Origin of the sequence: Delftia sp. WY8, assembly GCF_018437695.1 — a bacterium.
GTDB classification, from domain to species: domain Bacteria; phylum Pseudomonadota; class Gammaproteobacteria; order Burkholderiales; family Burkholderiaceae_C; genus Comamonas; species Comamonas tsuruhatensis.
The window spans coordinates 5031042-5044000 of the sequence record NZ_CP049795.1; the positions used below are offsets into that span (position 1 = coordinate 5031042).

17 protein-coding genes are annotated in these 12959 nt (G+C 65.1%); 12 read left to right on the forward strand and 5 right to left on the reverse strand.

Annotation, left to right across the window (positions count from 1 at the left end):
• Window positions 1-17 precede the first annotated feature (17 nt).
• From G4D77_RS23125 to G4D77_RS23145, 5 genes are all read left to right on the forward strand, one after another.
• Window positions 18-812, forward strand: a complete 795-nt coding sequence (locus G4D77_RS23125; protein WP_016445775.1) for an ABC transporter ATP-binding protein — start codon at window positions 18-20, stop codon at window positions 810-812.
• A 3-nt stretch (window positions 813-815) separates the two neighbouring features.
• Window positions 816-1562, forward strand: a complete 747-nt coding sequence (locus G4D77_RS23130; RefSeq protein WP_016445776.1) for an ABC transporter ATP-binding protein — start codon at window positions 816-818, stop codon at window positions 1560-1562.
• Between the two features lie 252 nt (window positions 1563-1814).
• Window positions 1815-2177 carry a DMT family protein gene (locus G4D77_RS23135; RefSeq protein ID WP_154833656.1) on the forward strand — a complete coding sequence of 121 codons (363 nt, stop codon included), beginning with the start codon at window positions 1815-1817 and terminating at the stop codon, window positions 2175-2177.
• Between the two features lie 143 nt (window positions 2178-2320).
• Window positions 2321-2968, forward strand: coding sequence for a DUF47 domain-containing protein (locus tag G4D77_RS23140; protein ID WP_016445778.1), 648 nt, complete (start codon window positions 2321-2323; stop codon window positions 2966-2968).
• Window positions 2969-2990: 22 nt separating this feature from the next.
• Window positions 2991-4001: an inorganic phosphate transporter gene (locus G4D77_RS23145; RefSeq protein WP_016445779.1), complete on the forward strand. Its 1011-nt coding sequence runs from the start codon at window positions 2991-2993 to the stop codon at window positions 3999-4001.
• Window positions 4002-4077: 76 nt separating this feature from the next.
• Here the strand turns inward: G4D77_RS23145 and G4D77_RS23150 are convergent, their stop codons facing one another.
• Both G4D77_RS23150 and G4D77_RS23155 read right to left on the reverse strand, forming a co-directional pair.
• Window positions 4078-4581 (reverse strand): NINE protein, encoded by a 504-nt coding sequence (locus G4D77_RS23150; RefSeq protein WP_047217410.1) that lies wholly within the window; start codon window positions 4579-4581, stop codon window positions 4078-4080.
• Window positions 4582-4588: 7 nt separating this feature from the next.
• On the reverse strand, window positions 4589-5113 hold the full coding sequence (locus tag G4D77_RS23155; protein WP_016445781.1) for a GNAT family N-acetyltransferase: 525 nt from the start codon (window positions 5111-5113) through the stop codon (window positions 4589-4591).
• Between the two features lie 145 nt (window positions 5114-5258).
• Between G4D77_RS23155 and rpsP the strand changes: the two genes are divergently transcribed.
• The 6 genes from rpsP to G4D77_RS23185 all read left to right on the forward strand — a co-directional run bounded on the left by rpsP (window position 5259) and on the right by G4D77_RS23185 (window position 9354).
• Window positions 5259-5513 (forward strand): 30S ribosomal protein S16, encoded by a 255-nt coding sequence (gene rpsP, locus G4D77_RS23160; RefSeq protein ID WP_012207143.1) that lies wholly within the window; start codon window positions 5259-5261, stop codon window positions 5511-5513.
• Between the two features lie 123 nt (window positions 5514-5636).
• Window positions 5637-6206: a ribosome maturation factor RimM gene (rimM, locus tag G4D77_RS23165; protein WP_016445782.1), complete on the forward strand. Its 570-nt coding sequence runs from the start codon at window positions 5637-5639 to the stop codon at window positions 6204-6206.
• Window positions 6207-6218: 12 nt separating this feature from the next.
• Complete coding sequence (gene trmD, locus G4D77_RS23170; RefSeq protein WP_154833657.1) at window positions 6219-6989, forward strand: tRNA (guanosine(37)-N1)-methyltransferase TrmD; 771 nt, start codon at window positions 6219-6221, stop codon at window positions 6987-6989.
• 110 nt (window positions 6990-7099) lie between these two features.
• Window positions 7100-7480 (forward strand): 50S ribosomal protein L19, encoded by a 381-nt coding sequence (gene rplS / locus G4D77_RS23175; RefSeq protein WP_016445784.1) that lies wholly within the window; start codon window positions 7100-7102, stop codon window positions 7478-7480.
• 87 nt (window positions 7481-7567) lie between these two features.
• Window positions 7568-8296, forward strand: coding sequence for a CoA pyrophosphatase (locus G4D77_RS23180; protein WP_016445785.1), 729 nt, complete (start codon window positions 7568-7570; stop codon window positions 8294-8296).
• A 68-nt stretch (window positions 8297-8364) separates the two neighbouring features.
• Window positions 8365-9354: a CobD/CbiB family protein gene (locus tag G4D77_RS23185; RefSeq protein ID WP_026062341.1), complete on the forward strand. Its 990-nt coding sequence runs from the start codon at window positions 8365-8367 to the stop codon at window positions 9352-9354.
• Window positions 9355-9445: 91 nt separating this feature from the next.
• Here the strand turns inward: G4D77_RS23185 and rsgA are convergent, their stop codons facing one another.
• The 3 genes from rsgA to G4D77_RS23200 are packed head-to-tail and all read right to left on the reverse strand — an operon-like array spanning window position 9446 to window position 12083.
• Window positions 9446-10414 (reverse strand): ribosome small subunit-dependent GTPase A, encoded by a 969-nt coding sequence (rsgA, locus tag G4D77_RS23190; protein WP_016445787.1) that lies wholly within the window; start codon window positions 10412-10414, stop codon window positions 9446-9448.
• A gap of 18 nt (window positions 10415-10432) precedes the next feature.
• A complete protein-coding gene (locus tag G4D77_RS23195; protein WP_016445788.1) occupies window positions 10433-10765 on the reverse strand; it encodes a 4a-hydroxytetrahydrobiopterin dehydratase in 333 nt (110 codons plus the stop codon).
• A gap of 16 nt (window positions 10766-10781) precedes the next feature.
• Complete coding sequence (locus G4D77_RS23200) at window positions 10782-12083, reverse strand: M48 family metallopeptidase (RefSeq protein WP_016445789.1); 1302 nt, start codon at window positions 12081-12083, stop codon at window positions 10782-10784.
• Between the two features lie 30 nt (window positions 12084-12113).
• Between G4D77_RS23200 and orn the strand changes: the two genes are divergently transcribed.
• Window positions 12114-12719: an oligoribonuclease gene (gene orn / locus G4D77_RS23205; RefSeq protein WP_016445790.1), complete on the forward strand. Its 606-nt coding sequence runs from the start codon at window positions 12114-12116 to the stop codon at window positions 12717-12719.
• Window positions 12720-12959: the final 240 nt, after the last annotated feature.

The window sequence follows — 12959 nt, forward strand, 5'->3', positions numbered from 1 at the left end:
GCATGGAGACAACGCAGATGGCGAATACGGCAGACAACAGCTCCAGCGCTCCAGTGCTCAGGGTTTCGGGCATTTCCAAACGCTTCGGCGGGCTGCAGGCGCTGTCCGATGTGGGCATGACAATTGGCCGGGGCCAGGTCTACGGACTGATCGGACCCAATGGCGCGGGCAAGACCACCTTCTTCAACGTGATCACGGGCCTGTACACGCCCGACAGCGGCAGTTTCGAGCTGGCCGGCAAGGCCTACGAGCCCACGGCCGTGCACAAGGTGGCCAAGGCCGGCATTGCGCGCACCTTCCAGAACATCCGGCTGTTTGCCGAGATGACGGCGCTGGAGAACGTGATGGTCGGGCGCCATGTGCGCACGCACTCGGGCCTGATCGGCGCGGTGCTGCGCACGCGCGGCTTCAAGGCCGAGGAGGCCGCCATCCGCGCGCGCGCCCGTGAATTGCTGGACTACGTGGGCATCTCCAAGTACGCGGACTTCAAGGCCCGCACGCTGAGCTACGGCGACCAGCGGCGCCTGGAAATCGCCCGCGCCCTGGCCACCGACCCGCAGCTGATCGCGCTGGACGAGCCTGCCGCCGGCATGAATGCCACCGAGAAGGTGCAGCTGCGCGAGCTGATCGACCGCATCCGCCGCGACCAGCGCACCATCTTGCTGATCGAGCACGACGTGAAGCTGGTCATGGGCCTGTGCGACCGCGTCACCGTGCTCGACTATGGCAAGCCCATTGCCGAAGGCACGCCGGCCGAGGTGCAGAAGAACGACAAGGTGATCGAAGCCTATCTGGGCACGGGAGGACACTGAACCATGGGCGAGCAAGAGCAAGACAAGGGCGTGTCCCCTCCGGTGCTGCTGAAGGTCGAGGGCCTGAAGGTGGCCTATGGCGGCATTCAGGCCGTCAAGGGCGTGGACTTCGAGGTGCGCCAGGGCGAGCTGGTCTCGCTGATCGGCTCCAACGGTGCCGGCAAGACCACCACCATGAAGGCCGTCACGCGCAGCCTGCAGATGGCGGACGGCGACGTGCACTACCTGGGCCGCAGCATCCGGGGCGTGGGCGCCTGGGATCTGGTGGCCCAGGGCCTGGTCATGGTGCCCGAAGGGCGCGGCGTGTTCGCGCGCATGACCATCACCGAGAACCTGCTCATGGGCGCCTACACGCGCAACGACAAGGCCGGCATTGCCGCCGACATCGAGCGCATGTTCGGCATCTTCCCGCGGCTGAAGGAGCGCCGCGACCAGCTGGCCGGCACCATGTCGGGTGGCGAGCAGCAGATGCTGGCCATGGCGCGCGCGCTGATGAGCCAGCCCAAGGTGCTGCTGCTGGACGAGCCCTCCATGGGCCTGTCGCCCATCATGGTGGACAAGATCTTCGAGGTGGTGAGCGACGTGCACGGCCTGGGCGTGACCCTTGTGCTGGTCGAGCAAAATGCCAGCCGTGCGCTGGCGCTGGCCGATCGCGGCTATGTGATGGAGTCCGGCCTGATCACCATGACGGGGCCCGGCCAGACCCTGCTCAGCGACCCGCGCGTGCGGGCTGCCTATCTGGGCGAGTGAGCGCCACGGCTGCCGTGAGCGCGGGGATGGATGGAATGCCCCGTGCCACTGACGGGATATGGCAAAAATATGACGATTTGATGAAGATTCATCAAGCGTCGATCGATGCGAGACTTTGCGTATTTGTGCGATGGAATGGGTTATTCGAGGAAATTCGCGCAAAAAGGCAATTTTTGGAAAGAAATCGAAAATCCGCCCTGCCCAGTGCCGGACGCGATAATTTGGGTTTCCCCGCGTCGGGCTGCACATCACATGAACTGGCTCCAACACATCCCCGTCGGGCTGCAGACCGTGGTCCTGCTGGCCATGAGCAATGTCTTCATGACCTTCGCCTGGTATGGCCACCTGAAGAACCACGCCTCGTCGCCCTGGTACGTGGCAGCCCTTGTCAGCTGGGGCATCGCGCTGTTCGAGTACCTGCTGCAGGTGCCCGCCAACCGCATAGGCCACACGCAGTTCAGCGTGGCGCAGCTCAAGATCGTCCAGGAGGTGATCACGCTGGCGGTGTTCGCGCCCTTTGCCGTGCTCTACCTGAACCAGCCGCTCAAATGGGACTTCCTCTGGGCCGGGCTGTGCATGGTGGGTGCGGTGTACTTTATTTTTCGCAGCGGCTGACAGGGCGGCGCGCCGGCGCGCAAAAACGCGCCTGGGACTCAAGAGTACACTTCGCCCCGTTCAAGCCGGGAAGCCATGCCAAGCATCCGCAATGTGACGCAGTGAGTCGCCTGGTTCCCCCTGTTTCCCGGTAAGGAGCATTCATGCTTTTTGGCAAGTTATTGCCGCGCGAAGGCAATTTTTTCGAGATGTTCAACCAGCATGCCGATCGCATCGTCGAAGCCGCGCATGCCTTCTCGCAGCTTGTCGCCAACTACAACGATCCTCATCTTCGCGAGAAGTACAACGAGGACGTGAACAACGCCGAGCGTGCCGCAGACCGCGTGACGCACGACGTCACCAAGGCGCTGCACAAGACCTTCATCACGCCGCTGGACCGCGAGCACATCCACTCGCTGATCAACACCATGGACGACGTGGCCGACCTGATCCAGGACTCGGCCGAGACCATGGCGCTGTACGACGTGCGCCACATGACGGAAGAGATCACGCGCCTGACGGACCTGTGCGTGCGCTGCTGCGAGCGGCTGCGCGATGCGGTCAAGCTGCTGTCGCGCATCTCCGATCCCTCGGTGGTGGACGCGGCGATGAAGACCTGCGAGGAAATCGACCGTCTCGAATCGGACGCCGACCGCGTGATGCGCTCGGCCATGAGCAAGCTGTTCCGCGAAGAGCCCGATGTGCGCGAAGTCATCAAGCTCAAGGCCATCTACGAGCTGCTGGAGACGGTGACCGACCGCTGCGAGGACGTGGCCAACCTGATCGAGGGCATCGTCCTCGAAAATTCCTGAGCCCTCGCGGAGTCGTTTCTCTATGGAATCCGTACAAGCGGCCCTGTGGGTCGTGATCCTGCTGGTGGTGCTGGCCCTGCTGTTCGACTTCATGAACGGCTTCCACGATGCTGCCAACTCGATCGCCACCGTGGTCTCCACGGGCGTGCTCAAGCCCACGCAGGCCGTGGCCTTCGCGGCCTTCTTCAACGTGGTGGCGGTCTTTGTCTTTCACCTGAGCGTGGCAGCCACCGTGGGCAAGGGGATCGTGCAGCCCGGCATCGTCGACACGCATGTGGTCTTCGGTGCCCTGGTCGGTGCCATTGCCTGGAACGTGATCACCTGGCACTACGGCATCCCCAGCAGTTCCTCGCATGCGCTGATCGGCGGCATCGTGGGCGCGGTGATGGCCAAGGCCGGCGCAGGCGCGCTGATTGCCAGCGGCATCGGGAAGACCGTGGCCTTCATCTTCGTCTCGCCGCTGCTGGGCTACCTGCTGGGCTCGCTGATGATGGTGCTGGTGGCCTGGGTCTGCCGGCGCGCCGCGCCCAACAGGGTGGACCGCTGGTTCCGCAGGCTGCAGCTGGTCTCCGCCGGTGCCTATAGCCTGGGCCACGGCGGCAATGACGCGCAAAAGACCATCGGCATCATCTGGCTGCTGCTGATCGCCACCGGCTATGCCAATGCCGGCGACGCCGAGCCGCCGCTGTGGACCATCGTCAGCTGCTACCTGGCCATCGGCCTGGGAACCATGTTCGGCGGCTGGCGCATCGTCAAGACCATGGGCCAGAAGATCACCAAGCTCAAGCCCGTGGGCGGCTTCTGCGCCGAAAGCGGTGGTGCACTGACGCTGTTCTTTGCAACCTTCCTGGGCGTGCCGGTCTCGACCACGCACACCATCACCGGCGCCATCGTCGGCGTGGGCTCCACCCAGCGCGCCAGCGCCGTGCGCTGGGGCGTGGCAGGCAACATCGTCTGGGCCTGGGTGCTGACGATCCCTGCCAGCGCCTTCGTGGCATCGATTGCCTACTGGATCAGCCTGCAGCTGTATTGAGCCGGGGCTGCTGCCGCCAAAAAGAAAGACCGCCCATGGCGGTCTTTCTTTTTTCGGGGGAGGCGTTGGCTGCGCCTCACTGCGAAATCTTGCGCGCCTCCTCCACCTGGTGCTCGAAGTAGTGCTGGAAGCTGTAGGCAATGCTGGCCATGAGCACGGCGGCGCCCAGCATCAGCGACAGCGCAATGGCAAAGATGGCTGACCAGCCCGTGCGTCCGGCCTGCGCCTGCACGTCAATGCCGGGGTTGTGGCGCCGGTTCCAGGCTTCGGTATCGGTCAGCCCGTAGAGGATGGCGCGCAGCGCGCAGCCGGCGATGGTGAAGCCCAGCAGCGGAATCAGCAGCCAGCTGAGCTGGTCGTCCTGTCCCAGTTGCTGCACGCGTTCGATGCCGTACACGCCCAGCGCCGTGGGCACGGGCAGCAGCCAGCCCAGCCAGTCGCCGAGCCCATGCAGGTAAAAGCGATGCAGCCCCAGCGGCCCGCCCACAAAGGCCAGCCAGGCGGCCAGTGTCTTGTTCCTGGGGCGGGGAGCCCGGTCGGCGCCGGTGGTCTGGGGCAGGGGCGTGCTGGGTCGGTTCATGCGCCCATTATTCGGGCGAACTGCGGTCGCCGTCTCCCAGGGTCTTCTCCATGAGCACGATGTCCAGCCAGCGGCCGAACTTCCATCCCATGGAGCGCAGCGTGCCCGCAGGGGTGAAGCCTGCAGCGCGGTGCACCCCGATGGAGCCGGCATTGGCCGAGTCGCCGATCACCGCCAGCAGCTTGCGCACGCCGGCCGCCTCGCAGTCGTGCGACAGCGCATCGATCAACAGGCGGCCCACGCCCTGGCCGCGTGCCGCGTCATGCACATAGATGGAATCCTCGGCAGAAAAACGATAGGCCGGGCGCGGCTTGAACCAGTTGGCGTAGGCAAAGCCCAGCACCTGGCCCTGTGCGTCCACTGCGACCAAATAGGGCAGGCCCTTGGCCAGCACATCCGCGCGGCGCGTGGCCATGTCGGCTTCGGAAGGGGGATCGGTCTCGAACGTTCCTGTGCCATGCAGCACGTGGTGGCGGTAGATGGCGGTGATGGCAGCGAGATCGCTGTCCTGGCTTGGGCGGATGGTAGGCATGAGAAAAGAAGTTCGATATAATCGCTGGTTTTACGGCGTGTCGCTGGCCGGGTGGCCATGTCGCGTGTCTCAAACGCCGCAAAACTCTGTGCAGCCATTTATTGTGTGTTAATTACGTGGTGGCTGCGCCACCCGAAGGAAAATCATGGTCGTCATTCGACTCTCTCGCGGCGGTTCCAAGGCCCGTCCGTTCTACAACATCGTTGCTGCTGACAAGCGCGTTCGCCGCGATGGTTCGTTCATCGAACGTCTGGGCTTCTACAACCCCAACGCCCGTGGTGGCGAAGAGGGTCTGCGCGTTGCTCTGGACCGCGTGAACTACTGGAAGGGCGTTGGCGCGCAGGCTTCCGAGACCGCAGAGCGCCTGATCAAGCAGGCCACCCAGAAGACTGCTGCCTAATTCAGCACCCCTTCTGAAATCGGGTTCCGTTGGCTTGTCTGACGGGGCCCGTTTTTGTTTTCCCCCTCCGGATCGCCTTGCACCGATCTGCATTGACCGTCCACCTACTGCCTACCGACTGCCATGAGCCACATGCCTGAACTCGAAGCCAGCGTCCTGCCTGCCGATGCCGTGGAGGTCGGGCGCATCGCCGATGCCTGGGGCATCAAGGGCTGGTTCAAGGTGGCGGCCTTCAGTTCCGACCCCGAGGCCCTGTTCACGGCCAAGCAGTGGTATCTGCAGCCCGCCGAAAAAGGCGCCCGGCAGTTCACCGGAACCGTGCTGCTGCCGGTCAAGCAGGCGCGCGTGCACTCCGACTCCGTCGTCGCCACCTCGCCCGCCGTGAATGACCGCAACGCTGCCGAGGCCCTGCGCGGTGCGCGCATCTTCGTGGCGCGCAGCGATTTTCCGCAGCCCGAGGATGGCGAGTATTACTGGGTCGACCTGCTGGGCCTGTCCGTGGTCAACCGCGAAGGCGTGGCCCTGGGCATCGTCCGAGACCTGCTGTCCACCGGCCCGCAGACCGTGCTGGTGCTGGCCTATGAAGAGGATGGCAAGGAGCGCGAGCGCATGATTCCCTTTGTCGACGCCTATGTGGACAAGGTGGATCTGCCGGGCAAGACCATCGTTGCCGACTGGCAGCCCGACTACTGATCGCCGACATCCATGCGCTTCGACATCCTCACGCTGTTTCCCGAGCTGTTCACGCCGTTTCTCGAAAGCGGCGTGACGCGCCGGGCCTATGCCTCGGGCCAGGTCGGCGTGCACCTGTGGAATCCGCGCGACCATGCCCAGGGCAACTACCGGCGCGTGGACGATCGCCCCTTCGGCGGCGGTCCGGGCATGGTGATGATGGCCGAACCGCTGCAGCGCTGCCTGGAGGCGGCCCGGCAGGCGCGCCGCGAGGCCGGCGAGCCCGAGCCGGCTCCCGTGGTGCTGTTCTCCCCGATCGGCACCACGCTGCGCCATGCCGTGGTGGCCGAGTGGGCGCAGGGGCAGGGCGCAATCTTGCTGTGCGGCCGCTACGAGGGCCTGGACCAGCGCTTCATCGATACCCATGTCACGCACCAGTTGAGCCTGGGCGACTTCGTACTGTCTGGCGGCGAGATCGCTGCCATGGCCCTGCTGGATGCCGTCGCGCGGCTGCAGCCCGGCGTGCTCAATGACGAAGGCAGTTTCCAGCAGGACAGCTTCAATCCGGCGCTCGACGGCCTGCTCGATTGCCCGCACTACACCCGCCCCGAAGTCTGGGAAGGGCGTGAAGTGCCGGCGCCACTGTTGTCCGGCCACCACGCGCAGATCGAGCGCTGGCGCCGTGACCAGCGCCTGTCCATCACGGCCAGGCACCGGCCCGAGCTGATAGAGCAGGCGCGCGCCCAGGGCCTGCTCAACGCCAAGGACGAGGGGTTTTTGGCAAAAAACGTCTCCGGGCTATAATCCGCGATTCTTCGATCCTCTATCCGGCCGCTGCTACGAACAAAGCAGCCATGGCGCCAATCCCGGCGCTTGCCAATCCTGGCGCGGACAAGATCGATTGGATGTTGACCATGAATCTGATCCAGACCCTCGAGCAAGAGGAAATCGCCCGTCTGAACAAGACCATCCCCCAGTTCGCCCCCGGTGACACCGTCATCGTGAGCGTGAACGTGGTCGAAGGCAGCCGCAAGCGCGTGCAGGCCTACGAAGGCGTCGTGATCGCCAAGCGCAACCGTGGCCTGAACAGCGGCTTCACCGTGCGCAAGATCTCCAGTGGTGAAGGCGTGGAGCGTACGTTCCAGACCTACTCGCCCCTGATCGCCGGCATCGAAGTCAAGCGTCGCGGTGATGTGCGTCGTGCCAAGCTGTACTACCTGCGCGAGCGCAGCGGCAAGTCGGCCCGCATCAAGGAAAAGCTGCCGTCGCGTGTCAAGGTTTCTGCCGAAGCCTGAGCACCTGCGTCACAGCTGGAAAGCCGCTACAGTCGCCTGTAGCGGCTTTTTTGTTGCCCGGTCGTTTCTCACCACATTCCTTCATTCGTGTCCTCTCTGCCCGATACCGCCATACCCGTGCCGACCGGCGGCCCGACGCCAGCGGCCGTCGCCTCGGTCGCCGACCCGCGCATGGCGCAACTGGTGGGCAGGGACAGCCACCTGCCCGCCGTGCCTCTGGAGGCCCGCGCGCCGGATGCCCTGCGCCAGCGCTTTGCGCGGCCGCCCCGCTGGGCTCCCGAGGTGGTGCGCGAGAAACGCTTCAGTGATCGCCAGCCCACCGATGCCGCCGTGCTCGTGCCCATCGTGCTGCGCTCCGAGCCCACGGTGCTGCTGACCGAACGCACGGCCCATCTGTCCACGCATTCGGGCCAGGTGGCCTTTCCGGGTGGCAAGCGCGATCCTGAGGATGTGTCTGCCCAGGCCACGGCCCTGCGCGAGGCGCAGGAGGAAGTCGGGCTTGCTGCCGGCGATGTGGAAGTGTTGGGCACCCTGCCCATCTACACCACGGGCACGGCCTTTCTGATCACGCCGGTGGTGGCCCTGGTCGATCCTCGGGCGCGCCTGCATCCCAATCCCTACGAGGTGGCGGACGTGTTCGAGGTGCCGCTGTCCTTTTTGCTCGATCCTGCCAACCATGAGCGCCACGCCATGGTCTGGAACGGCGTGCCGCGCGAATGGTTTGCCATGCCCTACCAGGATGGAGACCGCCAGCGCTACATCTGGGGCGCCACGGCCGGCATGCTGCGCAATCTTTACCGATTCCTGTCGGCCTGATGCCCGGATGGGGTGCCGTGCCACCCCGGGGTCACGGGCCTGCCCGCATGCGCCAGTATGATGGCCGGATGAGTTTCTTTGCCATTCTGATCGCCTTGCTGATCGAGCAGGCGCGCCCCCTGACGCCGGCCAACCTGGTGCACACAGGCTACAGGGCCTGGACGGTTTCGGTGCGCCGCAACTTCGATGCCGGCCAGGCGCACCACGGCTGGCTGGCCTGGACCGTGGCGGTGGCGCTGCCCTGCGTGCTGGTGACGGGCATCTATCTGCTGCTGCTGTGGGGCGTGGGCTGGCCGCTGGCCATGGTCTGGAATGTGGCCGTGCTCTACGTCACGCTGGGCTTTCGCCAGTTCAGCCACCACTTCACGCGCATCCGCGATGCGCTGGATGCGGGTGACGAGTACGCGGCGCGCGAAGCCCTCGCCCACTGGCAGCAGGTGGACGCCAGCGAAGTGCCCCGCAGCGAGGTGGTGCGCCATGTGATCGAGTACTCGGTGCTGGCAGCGCATCGCCATGTGTTTGGCGTGCTGTTCTGGTTCTCTGCACTGGCGGCGCTGGGCCTGGGTCCGCTGGGCGCCGTGTTCTACCGCATGACCGAGCACCTGTCGCGCTCCTGGTCGCGCAAGGGCCTGCTGGGTGGCAGCCAGGTCAGCGTCCAGTTGCAGCACGCCTCACGGTTGGCCTGGACCGTGATCGACTGGCTGCCCGCACGGCTGACGGCTCTTTCCTTTGCCGTGGTCGGCAGTTTCGAGGAGGCCATCGAGGGCTGGCGCTTCCATGCCCAGCGCTTTCCCAACGACAACGACGGCGTGATCCTGGCCGCCACCTCGGGCGCCATCAACGTGCGCCTGGGCGGCGAGGCACTCAAGCGCCGCGAGGGCATCTCGGTGACCCGTGACGACGGCGAGGAGATCGACCTCGACGTGGACAGCGAAGCCACGCCGGGCCGTGAGCCCGAGATCGGCCACCTGCGCAGCGTGGTCGGCCTGGTCTGGCGCTCGGTCGTGGTCTGGCTGCTGCTGCTGGCGCTGCTGTCGCTGGCGCGCCTGTTGGGCTGAGTGCGGAGCCTGCGGGCGAGTCCTGGATGACGCCCCTTTGGAGGCGTCGTTTCCTCCCTCACGGAGCGGCCCGGTGGCGTTTGGGGGAGGCTCAATACTTCGTGGCCTGACTCAACTCATCAAACAGCTCGGCATAGATGCAGTACCGGTTGGCACTGATGTCATGGTCGGCGTCCATGCCGTGTTCCTCATCCTCCACGCGCGGCATGACCGCGCATCCGGGCTCGTGCAGGTGGGTGCAGTTGTAGAACTTGCATTCCTGCGCATGGGCGCCGATGTCGGGCATGCAGCGGGGCAGGTCGGTGGGTTCGATGTGGCGCAGGCCGAACTCCTGGAAGCCCGGCGAGTCGATCAGGGCTGTCGTGCGCTCCTCGTCCATCCAGTACCAGCTGGTCGTGGTGGTCGTGTGCTTGCCGGAGTTCAGTGCCTGCGAGATCTCGTTGGTGGCCGCGCGTGCGCCGGGCACCAGCAGGTTGATCAGGGTGCTCTTTCCCGAGCCGGAAGGGCCCAGCACCAGAGTGGCCTTGCCCTTGAGGTGCTTCATCAGCAGCTGCCGATCGGCCTCGCCCTCATTGGCCAGCGACAGCGACAGCACCTCGTAGTGCGGCTTTTCCTGGCCCAGGTACATCTCGCGATAAGGCTCCAGGCGCTCCCAGGCGTCGGCAAAGGGCTCGGCCAGGTCACGCTTGTTGAGGGCAATCAGGGGCTTGATGTGGGTGGCTTCGGCAGTGATCAGGGCGCGGGCCAGCTGGCTTTCGGAGAAGACTGGCTCGGCGGCGATCAGGATCAGCACCTGGTCGATGTTGGCTGCAAAGGACTTGGTGCGTATCTCGTCCTGCCGGTAGAACAGGTTGCGCCGCTCCAGCACCTTTTCTATGGTGCCTTCCTCCCCCTGGCCTGGGGGCGGAAGTTGCCAACGCACGCGGTCGCCCACCACGGTCTGGCTCTTCTTGCCGCGCGGGTGGCAGATGTGGCGCGAGCCGTCTTCGGTCTCGACCACGCAATGGCGGCCATGGCTGGAGACGACCAGGCCTTCGTGCAGTGCGGAGCGCTCAGCCATGGGTCAACGGGGTGCGATTCATGGGCGCGCCAGCAACGCATCGATACGCCTTGCGCACTCGATGTCGGTGGACGAGATGCCGTTCACGTCATGCGTGTTCAGGCGTACACCGCAGCGGCCGTAGCTGACGGTCAGGTCGGGATGGTGGTCCTGCTGGTGGGCGATCAGGGCCAGCGCATTCACGAAGGCCATGGTCTCGTAGTAGTTGGCGAAGGCGTAGCTCTTGGCGATGGCATCGCCATCGAGCTGCCAGCCCGGCAGGGCGGCCAGTGCGGTGTGCAGTTCGTCGGAAGTCAGCGCGCGGCGCTGCTGGTTGGACCAGTCCTGTTGTTGCAAGCGTTGTGTGCTCATGGTGAGTGCGTATGGTTCAGGTCGGAGAGGGCATGCGCGCCAGCCGGGCGAGGGCGGGCGGATGCGAGTAGTAAAAGCTCACGTACCAGGGATCGGGCGTGAGCGTTGAAGCATTGTCCTCGTACAGCTTGAGCAGTGCCGAGGCCAGGTGGGCGCCGCTGGCCTGTTGCATGGCGTAGGCATCGGCTTCGAACTCGTCGCGGCGCGACAGGGCCGAGAACAGTGGGGTGACAAAGAAGCTGAACACCGGCACGGCCAGCAGGAACAGCAGCAGCGCCACGGCCTCGTTGCCGGCGCCGATGCCGCTGTGTCCCAGCGCAAGGTCCAGACCCGGACGCACGCCCAGGCCCAGGTAGAACCACAGCTGCTGCGACAGCCAGCCCAGCAGCGCAAAGCCCGCCAGGCTGGCGGCAAACATCAGCAGCATGCGCTTGAGGATGTGGCGGTGCTTGAAATGGCCCAGCTCATGCGCGAGCACGGCCTCCACCTCGTCGGCGTCCAGCTGCTTGAGCAAGGTGTCGAAGAACACCACGCGCTTGGAGTGGCCGAAGCCCGTGAAATAGGCATTGGCATGTGCCGAGCGGCGGCTGCCGTCCATCACGAACAGGCCCTTGGCCGTGAAGCCGCAGCGCTGCATCAGTGCGCTCACGCGCTCCTTGAGCGGGCCGTCCTCCAGTGGATCGAACTTGTTGAACAGCGGTGCGATGAAGGTCGGGAAGATCCACATCAGCAGCAGGTTGAAGCCCGTCCAGACGGCCCATGCCCAGAGCCACCACAGGTCGCCGGCCGAACCCATGAGCCACAGGATCAGTGCCGCAATCGGAAGGCCGATGGCTGCGCCCATGGCCGTGGACTTGGCGGCATCGGCCAGCCACAGCCGCAGCGTCATCTGGTTGAAGCCGAAGCGCTGCTCCAGCACAAAGGTCTGGTAGAGCGACAGCGGCAGCTCCACCAGGCCGGAGATCAGTGCAAAGCTGGCCAGCAGCGCCAATTGCTGCCACAGGCCGGCGCCCATCCATTCCAGCAACTGCTGGTTGAGTGCATCCAGCCCGCCCAGCAGCGTCCATGCGAGCAGCACCACGGCGCCCAGCGTCATGTCGATCAGGGCAACGCGTGCCTTCGCCAGTGTGTAGTCGGCGGCCTTCTGGTGGGCGGCCAGGCTGATGCGCTGCGCAAAGGCCTCGGGCACCTGCGCTCTGTGGCCTGCCACATGGCGAACCTGGCGCGAGGCCAGCCAGGCGCGCAGCAGCCACTGGGCCAGCACGGCTGCGGCAAACAGCAGGGAAAGCGTCGAGGAAAAATCGGGGTTGAAGACCATGTGGCCGCAGTGTAGGCGACAATTTGGGCCATGTCCGAAGCCTCCAGCGCCTGCATTCCCGTCCCCGCCGAATCCGGCACGCCCGTCACCCTGAGCAAATCCGACCTCAATCTCGTCTGGCTCGACTGCGAGATGACCGGGCTGCAGCCCGACACCGATCGCATCATCGAGATCGCCGTGGTCGTCACCAGCCCGGACCTTGCCACGCGCATCGAGGGTCCTGTGTTCGCCATCCATCAAAGCGATGCCCTGCTCGACGGCATGGACGCCTGGAACAAGGGCACGCACGGCAGGAGTGGCCTGATCGAGCGCGTCAAGGCATCGACCACCACCGAGGCCGATGCGGAAGCCGCGCTGATCAAGTTCCTGGCGCAGTACGTTCCCAAGGGCAAGGCGCCGCTGTGCGGCAACAGCATTGGCCAGGACCGGCGCTTCATGGAGCGCTACATGCCCAAGCTCAACGACTTCTTTCACTACCGCAACGTTGATGTCAGCACCCTCAAGGAACTGGCCAGGCGCTGGAAGCCCGATGCCTACGCATCCTTCAAGAAGGCCCAGCGCCACACGGCGCTGGCCGATGTGCATGAATCCATCGATGAGCTGGCGCACTATCGCGCACGCCTGCTGAGCGTCTAGCTCCCGGAGCCGGGCCCTCCGGCCATTTTTGTGCAGGGGGGCTTGCGGGAAAACCCCAGGAGTGCGACAATCTACAGCTTGCCTCCATCAACAAGGGGCAATTTGCACATCTCCATCACACAAGGGCTCCTGCGCTGTGTGTCTGAGGTCGATGTCCACAGACATCCATGAAGGCTTTCATGGATGGCGGGACCATCGGTTTCGGACCAGCCGAAAACGCCCATCCGCCCTTTTGCGAAG

What these genes read in the sequence shown, in the direction of transcription:
- G4D77_RS23155 (WP_016445781.1), bottom strand. Translation starts at nt 5,113, where the DNA reads ATGCCTACCATCCGCCCAAGCCAGGACAGCGATCTCGCTGCCATCACC.
- orn (WP_016445790.1), top strand. Translation starts at nt 12,114, where the DNA reads ATGTCCGAAGCCTCCAGCGCCTGCATTCCCGTCCCCGCCGAATCCGGC.
- trmD (WP_154833657.1), top strand. Translation starts at nt 6,219, where the DNA reads ATGCGCTTCGACATCCTCACGCTGTTTCCCGAGCTGTTCACGCCGTTT.
- G4D77_RS23200 (WP_016445789.1), bottom strand. Translation starts at nt 12,083, where the DNA reads ATGGTCTTCAACCCCGATTTTTCCTCGACGCTTTCCCTGCTGTTTGCC.
- rplS (WP_016445784.1), top strand. Translation starts at nt 7,100, where the DNA reads ATGAATCTGATCCAGACCCTCGAGCAAGAGGAAATCGCCCGTCTGAAC.
- G4D77_RS23145 (WP_016445779.1), top strand. Translation starts at nt 2,991, where the DNA reads ATGGAATCCGTACAAGCGGCCCTGTGGGTCGTGATCCTGCTGGTGGTG.
- rpsP (WP_012207143.1), top strand. Translation starts at nt 5,259, where the DNA reads ATGGTCGTCATTCGACTCTCTCGCGGCGGTTCCAAGGCCCGTCCGTTC.
- G4D77_RS23140 (WP_016445778.1), top strand. Translation starts at nt 2,321, where the DNA reads ATGCTTTTTGGCAAGTTATTGCCGCGCGAAGGCAATTTTTTCGAGATG.
- G4D77_RS23195 (WP_016445788.1), bottom strand. Translation starts at nt 10,765, where the DNA reads ATGAGCACACAACGCTTGCAACAACAGGACTGGTCCAACCAGCAGCGC.
- G4D77_RS23150 (WP_047217410.1), bottom strand. Translation starts at nt 4,581, where the DNA reads ATGAACCGACCCAGCACGCCCCTGCCCCAGACCACCGGCGCCGACCGG.
- rimM (WP_016445782.1), top strand. Translation starts at nt 5,637, where the DNA reads ATGAGCCACATGCCTGAACTCGAAGCCAGCGTCCTGCCTGCCGATGCC.
- G4D77_RS23130 (WP_016445776.1), top strand. Translation starts at nt 816, where the DNA reads ATGGGCGAGCAAGAGCAAGACAAGGGCGTGTCCCCTCCGGTGCTGCTG.
- G4D77_RS23125 (WP_016445775.1), top strand. Translation starts at nt 18, where the DNA reads ATGGCGAATACGGCAGACAACAGCTCCAGCGCTCCAGTGCTCAGGGTT.
- G4D77_RS23185 (WP_026062341.1), top strand. Translation starts at nt 8,365, where the DNA reads ATGAGTTTCTTTGCCATTCTGATCGCCTTGCTGATCGAGCAGGCGCGC.
- G4D77_RS23135 (WP_154833656.1), top strand. Translation starts at nt 1,815, where the DNA reads ATGAACTGGCTCCAACACATCCCCGTCGGGCTGCAGACCGTGGTCCTG.
- rsgA (WP_016445787.1), bottom strand. Translation starts at nt 10,414, where the DNA reads ATGGCTGAGCGCTCCGCACTGCACGAAGGCCTGGTCGTCTCCAGCCAT.